The sequence below is a fragment of the Tetragenococcus koreensis genome (assembly GCF_003795145.1).
Lineage (GTDB): Bacteria > Bacillota > Bacilli > Lactobacillales > Enterococcaceae > Tetragenococcus > Tetragenococcus koreensis.
In genome coordinates, this window is record NZ_CP027786.1 from 1,549,626 (window position 1) to 1,565,372 (window position 15,747).

15 protein-coding genes and 2 other annotated features are annotated in these 15,747 nt (G+C 37.5%); of the genes, 2 read left to right on the forward strand and 13 right to left on the reverse strand.

All coding sequences use genetic code 11. From position 1 onward, the window contains the following. Positions 1–367: 367 nt before the first annotated feature. From trmB to C7K43_RS07390, 7 genes are all read right to left on the reverse strand, one after another. Positions 368–1,018: a tRNA (guanosine(46)-N7)-methyltransferase TrmB gene (gene trmB, locus C7K43_RS07360; RefSeq protein ID WP_124006280.1), complete on the reverse strand. Its 651-nt coding sequence runs from the start codon at positions 1,016–1,018 to the stop codon at positions 368–370. Positions 1,019–1,075: 57 nt separating this feature from the next. Continuing rightward, on the reverse strand, positions 1,076–1,855 hold the full coding sequence (locus tag C7K43_RS07365; RefSeq protein WP_124006281.1) for a phosphotransferase family protein: 780 nt from the start codon (positions 1,853–1,855) through the stop codon (positions 1,076–1,078). Between the two features lie 99 nt (positions 1,856–1,954). Continuing rightward, the gene (locus C7K43_RS07370) at positions 1,955–3,169 is read right to left on the reverse strand and encodes an ABC transporter permease (RefSeq protein ID WP_124006282.1); all 1,215 of its coding nucleotides are present in this window, start codon (positions 3,167–3,169) and stop codon (positions 1,955–1,957) included. 2 nt (positions 3,170–3,171) lie between these two features. After that, a complete protein-coding gene (locus C7K43_RS07375) occupies positions 3,172–3,900 on the reverse strand; it encodes an ABC transporter ATP-binding protein (protein WP_124006283.1) in 729 nt (242 codons plus the stop codon). A 110-nt stretch (positions 3,901–4,010) separates the two neighbouring features. Next, on the reverse strand, positions 4,011–5,873 hold the full coding sequence (locus C7K43_RS07380) for an ABC transporter ATP-binding protein (protein WP_186810715.1): 1,863 nt from the start codon (positions 5,871–5,873) through the stop codon (positions 4,011–4,013). Beyond that, a complete protein-coding gene (locus C7K43_RS07385) occupies positions 5,870–7,597 on the reverse strand; it encodes an ABC transporter ATP-binding protein (protein WP_124006285.1) in 1,728 nt (575 codons plus the stop codon). The genes C7K43_RS07380 and C7K43_RS07385 overlap by 4 nt, the downstream gene beginning before the upstream one ends. Next, a complete protein-coding gene (locus C7K43_RS07390; RefSeq protein WP_124006286.1) occupies positions 7,594–8,280 on the reverse strand; it encodes a TetR/AcrR family transcriptional regulator in 687 nt (228 codons plus the stop codon). Before C7K43_RS07390 ends, C7K43_RS07385 begins: the two co-directional genes overlap by 4 nt. Positions 8,281–8,555: 275 nt before the next feature. Between C7K43_RS07390 and def the strand changes: the two genes are divergently transcribed. Then, positions 8,556–9,119, forward strand: a complete 564-nt coding sequence (gene def, locus C7K43_RS07395) for a peptide deformylase (RefSeq protein ID WP_124006287.1) — start codon at positions 8,556–8,558, stop codon at positions 9,117–9,119. Positions 9,120–9,358: 239 nt separating this feature from the next. Here def and C7K43_RS07400 read toward each other — a convergent pair whose 3' ends face one another. From C7K43_RS07400 to C7K43_RS07425, 6 genes are all read right to left on the reverse strand, one after another. Further along, positions 9,359–10,567, reverse strand: coding sequence for a M20 family metallopeptidase (locus C7K43_RS07400; protein ID WP_124006288.1), 1,209 nt, complete (start codon positions 10,565–10,567; stop codon positions 9,359–9,361). Between the two features lie 12 nt (positions 10,568–10,579). Further along, a complete protein-coding gene (locus C7K43_RS07405; RefSeq protein WP_124006289.1) occupies positions 10,580–11,416 on the reverse strand; it encodes a MetQ/NlpA family ABC transporter substrate-binding protein in 837 nt (278 codons plus the stop codon). A gap of 18 nt (positions 11,417–11,434) precedes the next feature. Continuing rightward, positions 11,435–12,115 carry a methionine ABC transporter permease gene (locus C7K43_RS07410; protein ID WP_124006290.1) on the reverse strand — a complete coding sequence of 227 codons (681 nt, stop codon included), beginning with the start codon at positions 12,113–12,115 and terminating at the stop codon, positions 11,435–11,437. A gap of 1 nt (position 12,116) precedes the next feature. Next, entirely contained in the window at positions 12,117–13,163 is a 1,047-nt protein-coding gene (locus tag C7K43_RS07415) for a methionine ABC transporter ATP-binding protein (RefSeq protein ID WP_124006291.1), read from the reverse strand. A gap of 87 nt (positions 13,164–13,250) precedes the next feature. Beyond that, positions 13,251–13,484, reverse strand: a binding site (T-box leader). Between the two features lie 42 nt (positions 13,485–13,526). Then, positions 13,527–13,765, reverse strand: a binding site (T-box leader). A 66-nt stretch (positions 13,766–13,831) separates the two neighbouring features. Next, a complete protein-coding gene (locus C7K43_RS07420) occupies positions 13,832–14,344 on the reverse strand; it encodes a transcription repressor NadR (RefSeq protein WP_124006292.1) in 513 nt (170 codons plus the stop codon). Positions 14,345–14,346: 2 nt separating this feature from the next. After that, the gene (locus C7K43_RS07425; protein ID WP_124006293.1) at positions 14,347–15,189 is read right to left on the reverse strand and encodes a chorismate mutase; all 843 of its coding nucleotides are present in this window, start codon (positions 15,187–15,189) and stop codon (positions 14,347–14,349) included. 219 nt (positions 15,190–15,408) lie between these two features. Here C7K43_RS07425 and C7K43_RS07430 point away from each other — a divergent pair, with 219 nt between their 5' ends. Then, the gene (locus tag C7K43_RS07430; protein ID WP_124006294.1) at positions 15,409–15,708 is read left to right on the forward strand and encodes a hypothetical protein; all 300 of its coding nucleotides are present in this window, start codon (positions 15,409–15,411) and stop codon (positions 15,706–15,708) included. Positions 15,709–15,747 lie beyond the last annotated feature (39 nt).

Sequence of the window (15,747 nt, forward strand, 5' to 3'; positions counted from 1 at the left end):
TGCCAAAATTTAGAAACATCCTCGGATAACAAAAGATAAAAACATTGTCTATCTTTTTAATCTTGGATATCAAATCCTTGAAACGTTATCCATCTTTGCAACCTCGGATAACGTTTTGGCCTTTTGTTGTCCGTCTTTTGCTTTTTTCAGACCTTTTATGCTAATTTGCCGCTTTTTCGGATAACAAAAAGCAAAAATATTGTCTATCTTTTTAATCTTGGATATCAAATCCTTGAAACGTTATCCATCTTTGCAACCTCGGATAACGTTTTAACTATCTATTATCCGTTCAGTTGCTAATTGAATATTATGTTAGTCTTTCTACTATCTAAAAAATCATGAGAATTTTTAACTACTTGTTAAAAAACTATTGCGTTTTATCAGGAAACTCTGCTTCCACGCGATAAATAGGTTGTCCTTTATTAGAAAACTTTTCTTCATATTCAGTCATAATATTATTGGTAAATTCACTGGCGTGTAAATCAAGCCACACTTGTTTAATCGTCATGCCATACTGCGAAAAGCTTGCTAAAGAATACTCAAACAGTCCTTGATTATCCGTTTTAAAATGGATCTGTCCACAGGGCTGTAAGATTTCTTCATCAACCGCTAAAAAATTCTTTGAAGTAAGGCGCCGTTTTTCATGTTTTTTCTTAGGCCATGGATCAGAAAAATTTAAATAGATTAAATCAACCTCACTATCTGCAAAATATTCTGTTAAAGCCGAACCATCAACATGCAATAGTTGTAAATTAGGCAATTCGGCAGCCTGTAGTTTGTCCAGTGCAAAAGATACCACACTTATTTGTAGATCGATGCCAATGTAATTAATCTCAGGATGAGCCTTGGCCATCTCTGTAATAAACTGCCCTTTTCCCATGCCAATTTCAATATGTAAGGAATGACCATTTGAAAAGCGCTCTTTCCAATGACCCCGCCAATTTTTAGGGTCAGGTACCACAAATTGTGGGTTGTTGGCAAGCATTTCTTCAGCGCCGTGTCGTTTTCTAACTCGCATACTTAAACTCCTTCTAAAAAGGGTGGCTGTTGTCATTTCAGACACACCCACCCTTTTTTAACCTGTATAAATTCGTTTTAATTGTAAAATTTCTTCATTTGCTTCTTTTAACTTACCTTTGTGGTAACATTTTTTTATTTCTTGCAACATACTCAGCAAAGCGTACCAATAGATCTTTTCAATATTTTCATCAGTACTTTGAATCCCATAACTCATTAACCACTGACTCCAACTAGAAACTGGCAAATAATTGCCTAGAATCGTTCCGATATCTACAGCAGAATCAGCAAACATCACAGAATCCCAGTCCACTAAATATAAATAATTTTGACAAACAATCCAGTTCCGACAATTCACATCACCATGAACTACGGTTTTTTCCGCTGCATTAAAAGCAGGAATATTCTTTTTAAGAAATTGAACGACTAATGCTAAAAATTGATTCTTAGCTAATGCATCGGGTAAAGTTTCTTCGTATTCCTCCAACATTTTTTTTGGAGGCTTAACAATACCGCCCATTTTTTTTAACATGTCTTTTAAAGAACGGGAATGATGCAAATGATAGAGTACATCGATGACATCATTTCTTTGTCCAATCTCTTCAGGTTCTAGCAGCCGACCTTCTAACCATTCTTGAGCCGACAGCGTATCACCGTCTCCTGTTCGTTTCGTCCAAATTAATTTAGGGGTAATTCCTTCTTTTGATAAAGCAGCAAGCATTGGTGTCGTATTACGTTTGATAAATATTTTGTCTTGTTCTTTTAGCCCAATATATGCTTTTCCCGTGTCACCCTTGATCGGGCGTAGCTGCCAATCATTATCCATACGCATTGTCATCAAAGCTTACCTCCTTTATCGCAGTAATTCTTATTTTAGCTTGCTGGTTTCATATCGTCAAGCACATGTATGTTCGATTTTAGTGAAGAAAGATCTTCCTTAATTGTTCATTTTCTTAATCCGATAAGGCAAATATCCTTCTACAAAGAAAAGCACCATTACTAAATAACCAATGATCACAATTAAACGCTCACTCCATTGAGTTAAAGAAAATAAAGCGATCACTGCAAACACGATGGCGCAAAAAGTTAAAAGTAGGCCTAGTAGTTTCTTTATAGCAGTAAGCTTTTGCTCTTTTTTAAGCGGGTATAATTTCGTCAGTGGTACAAATTGAAATTGCTGGTATAGCGGCAAAAGTTGAAAGCCAATCAAGTAAATAAACAAGATTCCGATGCCTAAAGCAAACCACTGTTCAGAAACAAAATAAAGCAATAAGCCACCTAAAATGACTAATCGTAGATATAAGCCGCTATATTCATTGCCACGAAGTAAGCGACGAGCATACAAGTACAGGTACGTATTATGTTGAGAAAAAGCAATCCGATCTAATAAAGGATCTAGATACTTGCGTCGTTTAATTTTAGTGGCAATCTCGGGAACGTCGGTAAATAAATTGATAAATTGATAAATCCGATGCAGCCGATCTTGTTCTTCAGCAATCATTTTTTCCCAATCTAGTGAGACATTCATCGTCTGCCAACATAATTTATGGAATAAAATAATCTGCATAATAGAAAGAATTGTGCCGAAAATGGGTTGCAACCATATACTGATAGCCAAAACAACGAACGTAAAAATAATCCATAAAAAGTAAGCATTCTTTCTGGCCTTTTGCATATCTTGAAAGATATTCATACGCTCAATTTCTAGATGGCTGATTTTAAGCCCCCACAAACTAAGCAAATAAAAGAAAAAAGTGACAAAAGAATTCCCGGTGGATACTACCACTAATGGCATCGTAAACGCTGAAATCAAAAGTAAGGCAGCAAATGGAAAAATACAGCTATAAGAAAAAGCTGCCGATAAATAAGAGCGCATCTGTTTTTCTTTGGGTAATAAAAAAATTTGGTCTGCTGGTTCAGCCAAACTGGCAAAACGACCTATATGCAATGCCGCAATCCAAATGATTAAAACCAATAACCCACCAACTGGATACCCCGTGGATAACGTTTTTAGCCAATTGGAATAATAGAAACCGACACCGCCTAATAAAAAGGTCATGATCAGCACAAAATGGTCATTTAACACATATTTCATATAACGCATCATATGTTTTTGGTGTTTCTTTAAACGTGTTTGAAAGAAAGCTTTCATCATCAAGCCTCCTCTGTCAACGCAAGATAAAGATCATCTAAAGACGCCTCTGGCTTATTAAATGCCTGACGTAATTCTTCTAATGTTCCTTGCATTCGAATTTCTCCATTATGAAGCATAATGAAACGATCGCAATATTTTTCAGCCGTTGCTAAAACATGCGTGGACATCAAAATGGATGAACCTTGCTCTTTCATTGCTTGCATTAATTCTAGTAACGCATGAATGGCTAAAGGATCTAAACCTAAAAATGGCTCGTCAATAATATAAAGACTAGGCTCAATTAAAAAAGCACACAAAACCATCACTTTTTGTTTCATCCCTTTGGAAAAATTAGCTGGAAACCATTCGAGACGTTGATCTAAGCGAAAAGTTTTAAGTAAGGGTTCAGCCCGTCTTTGGGCTTCTTTTGGGTCGATATCATAAGCCATCGCCGTGACTTCTAAGTGTTCTTTTAAGGTTAATTCTTCATATAAAAGAGGGGTCTCTGGAATATAACCGATTTTTGATCGGTAACTTTCTGGATCCTTAGTGATCGTTAGACCGTCTAATTCAATGCGTCCTTGTTGCGGTTGTAGTAAACCAATAATTTCTTTGATTGTCGTGCTTTTACCCGCACCATTTAAACCAATCAAAGCAACTATTTCCCCGTCATTAAGCGTGAAATTTAAATTTTTCAATACCGGGATTTGGTTATAACCGCCCGTTAGATTTTCTACGCGTAAGGTCATATTTTTTCCTCCAAATTTTACTAATTCCATTATAGCATGAATGGAGCATAGAAAAAATTCGAATGGATTACTGCTATCAAGAAGTTTCCATTCGAATTTATGCAAAACGCTTATGATGCTATTTCGCCAGAAGAAAATTGACTATTATACAAGTCAGCATAAAAGCCCTTCTTTTTCATCAGAGTTTCATGATCGCCAGTTTCAACGATCGAACCATGATTCATAACAACAATATTATCTGCTCCTTGAATCGTAGATAAACGATGGGCAACAACAAAACTGGTACGATTTTCTAAAAGACGATTCATCGCTTTTTGAATTAAGATTTCAGTCCGTGTATCCACACTAGACGTTGCCTCATCCAAAATCAACACTTCAGGATCTGCTAAGAAAGCCCGCGCAATAGTAATTAACTGCCTTTGTCCTTGGGAGATATTGCTGGCATCTTCATTTAAGACAGTATCATAACCATCCGGTAGCTGATGCACAAATTCATCCACGTGCGCAGCTTTAGCGGCTTCTTTGACATCTTCATGGCTAGCTTGGTCATTACCATATTGAATATTTGCATAAATACTGCCGGTAAATAACCAGGTATCTTGTAAGACCATCGATATTTTACTACGTAAACGTTCTTTAGACATATCGCGAACGTCAACGCCGTCATATCGAATACTACCACCGGAAACATCATAGAATCGTTCTAATAAATTAATTAATGTCGTCTTTCCAGCACCCGTCGGCCCCACAATTGCTACTGTTTCGGCCGGTTTGACGTCCAAACTAAAGTCAGTAAATAATAACTGATCATCACTATAACCGAACTGTACATCTTCAAAGCGAACCTTATAAGGGGAATTTTCTTCCACAGGTAAGTTGGATGGTTGTTCAATCATTTCCTCTTCATCTAAAACTTCAAAAATACGTTCAGCTGAAGCGACTGTAACTTGGATTGTATTAATCAAATTCGATAATTGAGTAATTGGTTGTGAAAATTGATTGGTGTATTGTAAGAATGCTTGAACATTCCCAAGATCCATATTTCCGTTAGCAACTTTGATGCCGCCCAACACTGCAACAAAAACATAATCTAAGTTTTTAATGAAATTCATCAAAGGCATAATGATGGCAGAAATAAATTGCGCCTTCCAACCAGCTGTATATAATCGTTGATTTTCTTTTTCAAAAACTGCTTGGTCTTGTTCTTCATGGTTGAAAGTTTTAATTACCGTATGTCCACCATAGGTTTCTTCCACTTGATCATTCAAAAGCCCCAAACTCTTCTGTTGAGCAGCAAAGAATCTTTGCGATTTAGGAGCGATAATCATCACAACGATTAAACTCAATGGAATCGTCGCTAGTGCGATCAACGTTAACTGCCAACTAATCGAAAGCATCATAACTAGTACCCCTACAAAAGTCACAATGCTAGTAACAAATTGCGTCAAATTTTGTTGCAACATGTTTGCCACGTTATCCATATCATTGACCGCCCGCGACATAATATCACCGTTGCTGTGCGTATCAAAATATACTGTAGGCAACCGATTGATTTTTTCATCCAAATCTTTACGCATTTGATAAACGGAACGTTGTGACACTCGCGTCATAATAAATTGTTGCAAAAAATTAAATGCAGCCGAAATAAGATACATCGCAATCACAGTGAATAAAATTTGTGCGATTTTATCAAAATCAATCGGAAAAGATGTAACGTTTTGACCGGCTTGCATTTGTTTAACTCCAGTCATCACGCCTTTAAATATTTCCGTGGTCGCTCTCCCTAAAACTTTTGGCGTTTGAATTTGAAAAACAACTGCTCCAATTGCTAATACGAAAACCGCGATAATCGCAACTAAACGTGCCGACAAATAATGAACTAGCCGACGAACCGTCTTCCAAAAATTTTTCGGTTTACGATTTCTTACTTGGGTAGGTTCTTGGTCTGTGGTATTTTTTTGTTCTTTACTCAACCTAGATCCTCCTCTCTCAATTGGGAATGAACGATTTCTTGATAAGTTTTATTGTTTTCCAATAATTCTTTATGTGTCCCTTTGCCGACTACTTGGCCTGCTTCTAATACTAAAATCATATCGGCATCCATAATGGTACTTACACGTTGAGCAACAATTACCATAATTCCGTCTGTCATTTCTTCTTGTAATGCTTGTCGTAGATTAGCATCAGTTTTGAAATCCAAAGCAGAAAATGAATCGTCAAATACATATAAATCAGCTTCTTTTATCAGCGCACGAGCAATAGCTAATCGTTGCCTTTGGCCGCCTGAGAAGTTACCGCCGCCTTGTTCGACATGACTGTCCAAACCATCCGGCATTTCAGCAACAAAATCTTGAGCTTGAGCAATTTTTAAAGCTTGCCAAATTTGGTCTTCCGTTGCCTCTGCATTCCCATAGCGCATATTTTCACGGATTGTTCCGCGAAAAAGGACTGCTGTTTGAGGCACAAAACCGATTAATTCACGCAAATCATGTTGACTGATATTTTGAATATCATGTCCATTTAAACGAATCGAACCTGATTCGATTTCATGTAAGCGGGGCAGCAAGTTAACAAAGGTGGTCTTCCCTGAACCAGTTCCTCCGATAATTGCGACCGTATCACCGGCTTTTGCTTTGAAATGAACATCTTCTAAAGCGAGCTTATCGGCATCAGCGTAACGAAAATTTACATGATCAAATTGTAAGGTGGCATTTTCTTTTGCTAATGAAATACGTTCAGGTTGTTTTTTATCAGTAATATCGTCAGTTTCATCTAAAATTTCATTGATCCGATCAGCTGAAGCTTGTGCTCTAGGAACCATGACAAATATCATGGAAAGCATCATAAAACTGATTAAAATTTGCATAGCGTAAGTGATAAAAGCAATCATATTTCCCACTTGTAATTGCATATCCGCAATATATTGTCCGCCAAACCAAGTAATTCCAATATTGGTTCCACTCATGATTAAAGTCATCAAAGGCAGCATTAAAGCGACCAAAGTGTTTACTTTGATAGCTGTATGTGTAAAATCACGGTTGGCTTGATCGAAACGATTCGTTTCATAATCCGTTTTATTAAAAGCGCGAATCACTCGAACGCCTGTTAATTCTTCTCTAAAAACTAAGTTAAGACGATCGGTCTTTTTTTGCATACTACGAAACAAAGGTACTGCAAAATACATAATCCCGCCAATGGCAACAATAGCCAGCGGAATAACTACAAAGAATACTTTGGTCAATTGAGCGTCTTTTTGATAAGCAAGAAAACTCGCCCCAATCAACATGATAGGCGCTTGAATCATTAAGCGCAAAAACATTTGTACAACCATTTGAATTTGGTTCACATCGTTAGTTGTCCGAGTAATGAGTGAAGCTGTCCCGTATTTATCAAATTTATCAATCGAAAAATTTTCGACTTTTTGATAAATACTTGTTCGTAATTTTCTCCCTAACCTTTGTGATTCTCTAGTTGCAAAAAAGGCATTACCAAAAGCAGCAATAATACTAATCAACGAAATGATCATCATTATCCCGCCAATGCGCCAAATATAACCAATGTCGCCTTCTGCCACGCCATTATCAATAATGTTAGACGTCATATTAGGTAGGTATAAGTCAGAAATCACTTGAAATACCATAAAACCGACCGCAATCAGTGCAGAGGTAAATGAAATCTTTTTGATTACTTTTATCATTCATTGTTCTCCTTTACTTTTTTATCTCTTTGAGCCCCATTTTTCAGCCAGTTTAGTTTCAAACGGAAATCTTTACTGATTTGTTGGGTGCTATAATAACCATTTTCAAAATGATACCGATAACCATCGGCGATCGTCGAAAAGGTAATATGTATCAATAATTGGAGAAGCAGTTGTAACTCTTGCTCACTTTTTACATCAAGTAGTGTGCGATCGACTGCTTCTAGCATCGCTTTTTGATCATTTTCTAATTTTTTGCGTTGGGCTGTAGTCGCTTTACGATGCATTTTTTTATCAGCAAACGGCATAAATTTATGCATCCCGCGATAATCCATACTGGTAAATAAATTTTTATAAAAAAGTACATTTTCGCCCTTAAATATTTCTAATATCCAATGGGAAAAGAAATCATCAAAAGTAGCAAATAAATCTCCTTGATGTTGCCTTAAGTTAAGAAGAAGTTGTTTATGGTTGTCTTTACCTAAGGTATGAAAATAATACAAATATAAATCTTCGATATCGGCAAAGTATTGATAGAAACTTCCTCTAGAAATTTCCGCGTCTTTAACGATATCGGCAATTGATGCATCTTTTAGCGCACTTTGCGAAAATTCCTTTTTAGCGGCCTCTAAAATTCGTTTTTGTTTTTCATCTGGCAGATTAAAAAACGTTTCATATGGCATTGTAATACCTTCCTCCTCATACCTTTATTTATGACACGCTGTCATATGACAATACGTCATTATACTCTGCTAACCAAACATTGCAAGAAAAAAGTCTCCTTTCATAAAATTTTCTTTTAGCTTTTTTATACTCTATAATGGATTTCATCGAATTAAGAAATTACTCTTTTGCACAAAACATTTTTCGCCCCTCTTAAATTTTTTTGTGTTACACTATAAGTTGGGCAAAGAAAACCTACATATTGAAGTTATACTTGAGAGGAGTTTGGTCATCAATGATCACAATGGATGATATTATTCGTGAAGGTCGTCCTACTTTACGAAAAGTGGCCGAAGAAGTCACTTTTCCTTTAAGCGATGAAGATAAAAAATTAGGAAAAGAAATGATGGAATTCTTGGAAAATAGTCAAGATCCACAAAAAGCCGAAGAACTACAGCTGCGAGGCGGCGTGGGACTTGCAGCCCCACAAGTCGATGTAGGAAAACGGATAACCGCGGTACTGGTACCTAGCATGGATCCAGACAGTGATGAACCTGAATTTAAGGATGTATTATACAATCCCAAAATTTTGAGTCACTCTGTACAACAAGCTTGCATGGGCGAAGGAGAAGGCTGCTTGTCAGTAGATCGTGACGTCGCAGGATATGTTGTACGTCAAGCAAGAATTACTTTACGTTACTACAACGCAGAAGGCGAAAAGAAAAAAATTCGTTTGAAAAACTATCCAGCAGTCGTTGTGCAACATGAGCTTGACCACTTAAATGGGGTCCTTTTTTATGACCATATTAATGAAGATAACCCATTTGCTCTAAATGAAGGCGTACTGGTTATTGAATAACAAAAAGTCATCAGCCGTAAAATATTCAACGGTTGATGACTTTATTTTTTTATAAAAAGTGATTTTTCTACTCTGTTGGTTTTGAATTTGTTATTTTAACTGGCTCTAAGTTTGCTAGTGTAAGGATCAGAAAAGGGATAAAATCTCTTTTCAATTTTAACTATCCACCGTTTATCTTAACTTCCTGTTTCTAGCTCAATAGTGCTTAGCTAAGTATTAAAATAAACAATAGATGGATCTTAATTTCCTTGGGCTAAGCTGGCTTTATGTTCTTCTTTGATTTGGTCCAATAATTCCGGATCTTCGATCAAATCTAAGGCGGTTTTGGCTAATAGTTCTGCCGCAATTGCGATTGAATTTAAACCTTTTTCGCTACAAGCTGCTTGCTTAAACTCTTCAGAGTGATTGACAATGTAGTCGTCTGCAATTGATACATTAGGCTGAATCGTAGGAATCACTTGGCTGACATTTCCTACATCAGAAGAGCCAAAGGTTTCTTTAGGTGTAAAATCACATTCTTCTTCTGGAACGCCTGCTTCTTTGGCGTGGCGATAAAACACATCATCAAATGAAGGCGTGATAATTACATCATCCACGGCATTTTGAAAACGACCAAATTCATAAGTTGCTCCCACAGCAGTTGCTGCGCCTTTGGCTACATTTTCAACTTTATCATAAACCTCATCTAAGGTCGCCCGGTTTTTAGCACGCAGATAGATTCTACCTGCTGCATATTCTGGAATAACGTTGGCCGCGGTGCCGCCATCCGTAATAATTCCATGAATATTGACATCTTTAGGCAAATATAAACGTAAACCATTAATCCCATTAAACGTTTGAATCAGTGCTTCTAAGGCACTAATTCCTTTTTCCGGTGCACCAGCTGCGTGCGAAGCAACCCCATGAAATTTTACATCAACTGGATCACAAGCTAAACCATGAGAAGTTTTGATATAACGATAACCCGGATGAACACAAAGGGCCGCGTCAACATCTTTAAAATAGTCTTCCCGTACAAAACTACCTTTAGCTGAACCATTTTCGCCCCCTTCTTCACCAGGAGTTCCATAAACTCGAACTTCACCACCCACTTCATCAATCACTTGTTTTAGAGCACTGGCAGCCAAAACGGAATAGGTACCAAATAAGTTGTGCCCACAAGCATGACCAATGCCAGCTAAAGCATCATACTCTGCTAAAAAAGCCAACGTAGGCCCCTCTTTGTCTGCTTTATACCGTGCATCAAAGCCCGTCGGATGTCCTGCAACATCTTTTTTTACCTCAAATCCTTCTTTTTGTAACTGGCCGACTAAAACATCTGAAGAATAATCCTCGTGATTACTAGTCTCTGGATGATTATGAATGGCTAGAGCTAGTTCTTTATACAGAGGTAGCCGTTCTTGGATAAATGACTGAATTATTGTATCTTTTTCATTTCTAGCTGTCATCTAAAATCCCTCCTATTTTCTACCAAATTCTTCCCATGCTGGGATATCTGCGCCATTAGATGTTTCTTCGATTACTTCTGCTGTTTGTTCTGATTGATAGGCGTCGACAACTTTTTGATAGACTTCGTTATCTTCGTCTTCTTTTCTAGCTGCAATGATGTTCACGTAAGGACGCGAAGTTTCATCAACTGGTTCTAAATAAATTGCATCGTCATTTGGTGAAAGGCCAGCGTCTACTGCCATACCACTATTAATCACTGAAACATCGACATCTTCCATCGCACGTGCAGTTTGGGAAGCTTCCAACTCTGTGATATTGAGATCTTTTGGATTTCCTGTAACGTCAGAAATTGTTGGATTTTGAACATCGTCATCCAGCTCGATTAAATTAGCTGTTTGTAATAGTTTCAAAGCCCGTCCACCATTGGTCACATCATCGGGGATCGCTATTTCTGCACCATCTTCTAATTCGTCCAAATCTTCAATCTTTTCCGAATAAATTCCTAATGGAGCATTAACCGTATTTCCGATCGATACCAAATCTGTCCCGCGTTCTTCATTATAGTTATCCAAGAAATCTTGGTGTTGGAAGGAATTAAGGTCGATGTCGCCGTTTTCTAAAGCAGTATTCGGCTGACTATATTCAGTAAACTCTACATATTCCAAATCGATCCCTTCATCAGCTAACCGTTCTTGTACGTCATCCCAAACATCTGTATCTGCACCAATCACACCTAGTTGAACCGTTGTATCTTCTGCGTCATCTGCTGAACCTTGCCCGTTACTACAGCCAGCAACAACAAAAAGCGCTGCAACTGCTAAACTTAACAATCCTTTTCTCTTTCTCATTAAACATTCCTCCCGTTTTTAATGACTCACTCTTCTTATTAACCAATTACTAACTGCTTGGCTGATAAATACGATAATTAAAATGATAACAACTGCAACCAGAGTAACATCTGTTTGGAAGCGATTATAACCTCTGGTAATCGCTAGGTTCCCTAATCCGCCAGCACCAACAGCTCCAGCCATTGCTGTAAGACTGATGACATTAATAATCGTTAAAGCAGAAACGCGAATAATACCAGGTAAACCTTCACGTAAATAGACCCGAAAAATAATACCAAACGGACTGGTCCCCATCGCTTCTGCCGCTTCGATGACGCCCGGGTCAACTTCTAACAAAGCCACCTCAATTTGCCGAGCATAAAAAGGAACAACGCCGACGATCAATGGAACCAAGGCAGCTGTCGCACCAATCGAAGTTCCCACGATAAAACGGGTAAAGGTAACCAACAAGGCTAACAAAATAATAAAAGGAATCGAACGAACCGTATTGACAACTTCATCTAAGATATTAAAAAATACAGGTTGTTCTAACAATCCGCCGGGTCTAGTAACAACGAGTAAAATACCGAAAATAAGCCCTATAACACCTGCTATTAACGAGGTATAAACGGTCATATAAATTGTTTCTTGAGTTGCTTCAATAAATTCATCGGGAATATCCATAACATTAGGTAAATATTGTTCAAGTAAATCTTGCATATTAAACGCCTCCTTCCGCTTGTTTTAATATGTTGACATAGACCCCTTCACTTTTCAGATACTCAAAAGCTTTTTGTCTTTGTTCCAATTCTCCTGACAAGTTTACAATTAAGCTTCCTAGAGGCGTGTCTTGGATAATTTCAACATTGCCGTATAAAATATTAGTGGTTACTTGAAATTGGCTGAATAATTCCGCGATTAACGGTTTACTCGTCTGGTCACCTACATAAGACAGTTCGACTAACCATTCGTTTTCTCCCAACTTCGAGAAACTATCACTACCTAAAATCGTATCCAGCGCTTGATCAATATGTGTCGCGGTTCGGATAAAATCTTTAGTCAATGGTTTTTCTGGTTGACTGAAAATTTGAATGCTGCCCCCTCGTTCAATAATTTCTCCTTCTTCCATGACGGCCACTTTATTACAGATCTCTTTGACCACTTGCATCTCATGAGTGATGATTACAATGGTCAAGCCTAATTGTTTATTTAGTTTTTGCAATAAAGATAAAATTTGCAAGGTCGTTTTAGGGTCTAGCGCACTGGTTGCTTCGTCACACAATAAAATTTCTGGATCATTAGCCAATGACCGAGCAATCGCTACCCGCTGTTTTTGTCCCCCAGATAATTGACTAGGATAGGCATTAATTTCTTCGGATAGTCCGACTAAATCTAATAACTCATTGACTTTTTGTCTACGTTCTTTTTTTGTAGTTCCTGAATATCTCAAAGAAAAGGCTACATTATCAAAAATCGTACGATTGTTCATTAAATTAAAGTGTTGAAAGATCATCCCAATTTTTTTGCGCTTAGCTCGTAATTCTTTAGGTTTAAGAGAACTGTAGTCCGTCCCATTTACTTCAACGACTCCTTCAGTAGGTTCTTGTAACAAATTTATCACTCGGACTAATGTACTCTTGCCAGCGCCAGAGTATCCAACAATCCCATACACATCGCCTTGATCCACTGAAAGATCAACGTTTTTGACCGCTGGGATTTCACGGTTTCCTTGGCGAAAAGTTACTGAAATATCTTTTAATTCAATCATTTATAACCTCTCCTTATCTACTTAAAAAACTTTTATTCGTTTGTCTTATAAAAAAAGTCCTCAAGAAAACAATCAATTATCTGTTTTCTTGAGGACGCCTAAAGCGCGGTACCACCTCAATTAAGCTGTATAACCAGCTTCTCTTTATCCGGACATGTGGACACAAACAAGATATCGGGTTGTAACCGTCATCTCCTCGTTTAGTAACTTAAAGATGAATCACTCGATGGCCATTTTCAAAAGGCTGTTTTTCTCCTTCTCAGCTAGCGGAGTTTTCTGTAAAAAACGTCACCTATTTACTTACCATGTCTTCGTTAATTATTTAATAAAAAAAGTCCTTTTACCGGTATTTGCGTTTACCAGTAAAAGGACGAATAGTCGTGTTACCACCTTTTGTTCAGAAGTTAAAACTTCCCTTAGCCCGACATTTTCAACTTTATGAAAGATCGGTGTTCTTTTTAACGGTAGAACTTCCGAGCATGCCTACTTATCGACACGCTATCCTCCTAGGCCATTTTCAACTTTTCATGACTTAACTCTTTTCACCAACCAGAGTCTCTCTTTAAAGCATCCAAGTTTACTTCCCTAATCTGCGGATATTATTTTTCTTATCAATGTGATCAATTTACCGTATCTTATAAGAAATGTCAACACTAACTGCTTATTTTTTAGGATGAATATAAGATTCCTTGCTTAGCCAAAGCTTGTTTAATTGTTTCAAAAGTCTCTTGATCTGGTGCAGCAATAGTATGAAGATGAATCCCATTCGTTAATTGTAGTAAAAAGTTTGCTTGAGAAGCTTCATAGTTTTGCATAAAAGCTTCAACATCAGACTGATCTTTAATATATAAATTTCCTACAATTTCGCCATAAAGATCGTGTTCAATAATGACATCGATAATTTCACCGCCTAAAGAAACAATAGCCTCTAGCTCTTGGCGTGTTTGTTCTTTGGTGTGCTGCACTACTACTTTTGCTAAGTAACCCTTTTGATCATAAGCCATTCTGTAACCTTTGGCGCTTGCGATAATTTCTTCTCCGGCGGCGCGTAAAAGTGCGATATCGCCCACAATAATTTGACGACTGACGCCAAATTTTTGAGCAAATTGGTTAGCGCTAATGGCTTCAGAAGATTGTTGCAACAAATCAAGTAATGCTTTACGCCGCTTTTGACCATCCATAGCTATTCCCCCAGTTGATTTTTTTGCATGCGTTGCACATGTGCCATCATATCTTTAAAGGTTTCTATAATTGCTTCTTCATATACAGTATTCGTTACAGCTTTGCGAACTTGCGCGAGTATTTCTTCATATCGTTTCGTATCAAAAAAGTCTTCATTATTATTTGTTTTGATTTGCGCAATGTTAGTGGTTGCTGCCATCCTTTTTTCTAACAACCCGGCGATTTGCCAATCTAACTCATCGATTATATCTTGTTGTTGTTTTAAAGGTGTCACTTCCTGGGGATCCAATTCAATCGTTTTTATTACAGTTGCTGGATTGCCAGCAATGACTACATTATCAGGAAAAGATTTCGTTACGACACTTCCAGCCCCCACAACCACATTGTTACCTAATGTAACGCCGGGTATAATGACAGAGCCACCACCAATCCATACATCATTACCAATAGTGATCGGACTTCCGTCTTCTAAGCCGCTTTTTCTTTTTACTGGGTGCAGTGGGTGGGATGCTGTGTATAATTTAACGTTAGGCGCTAACATGCAATCATCCCCAATGGAGATCGGACAAATATCAAGCAGCACGCAATCGTAATTCGCATAAAAATTTTCCCCAACTGATATATTATAGCCATAATCAAAGCGCAGTGTTGGTTCGATATGAACATGGTTTTCGGCATGACCAAAAGTTTCTTTTACTAACTGTCTACGAAGCGCTGGATCATCTTCGCGATTGATCAAAAGTTGTTGTTTTCTAGCCGCTTTGCGGTCCGCCGCTAATTCTGGATCGGCTGAAAAATACAATTCACCAGCAATCATTTTTTCTTTTTCTGTACGTTCAGACATAACTTACTCCTCACACTATATTCTTTTTAGTCCGTTTTTGTTACTGAAATTCTTTTTTCTATCATACAATAACTATCCCTATTTGTCTTTGCTTTCATTTTAAACAAACTTGATGAAAAAAATCACAAATTTTAGCTTTTTCCTTAAATTTTTGTGACACCTTAGACAAAACATGGTAAAATTAGCCTAATTGAAATAATAAGCGAGGTGAACAAAATCATGTTAGCAGCTATTATATATTGGGGCCTTATTTTGATTAACATTGCTTGGCTAGCACTTAGTTTGTATTTTTCGATCTTCTATTTAGTACGTAAAGAAAACGGAAATCTATGGGCATTTGGACTTTTGAATGTTCTTTCAGCAGTTGTGCTTTGGGTCACAATGCTTATTTATAATACTTGGGGCTGGGGCATTACCCAATACTCAAGTCTGATCTATTTAATCTTAGGGCTTTTGCTTGGTTTAACAGTTATTCAAGCTATCTTAGGTCGTGAACCTAAAGAAACTAAAGCAGCCTGAATGACTTAAACAATGAATATTGGTCTGATTTTAGTTGAC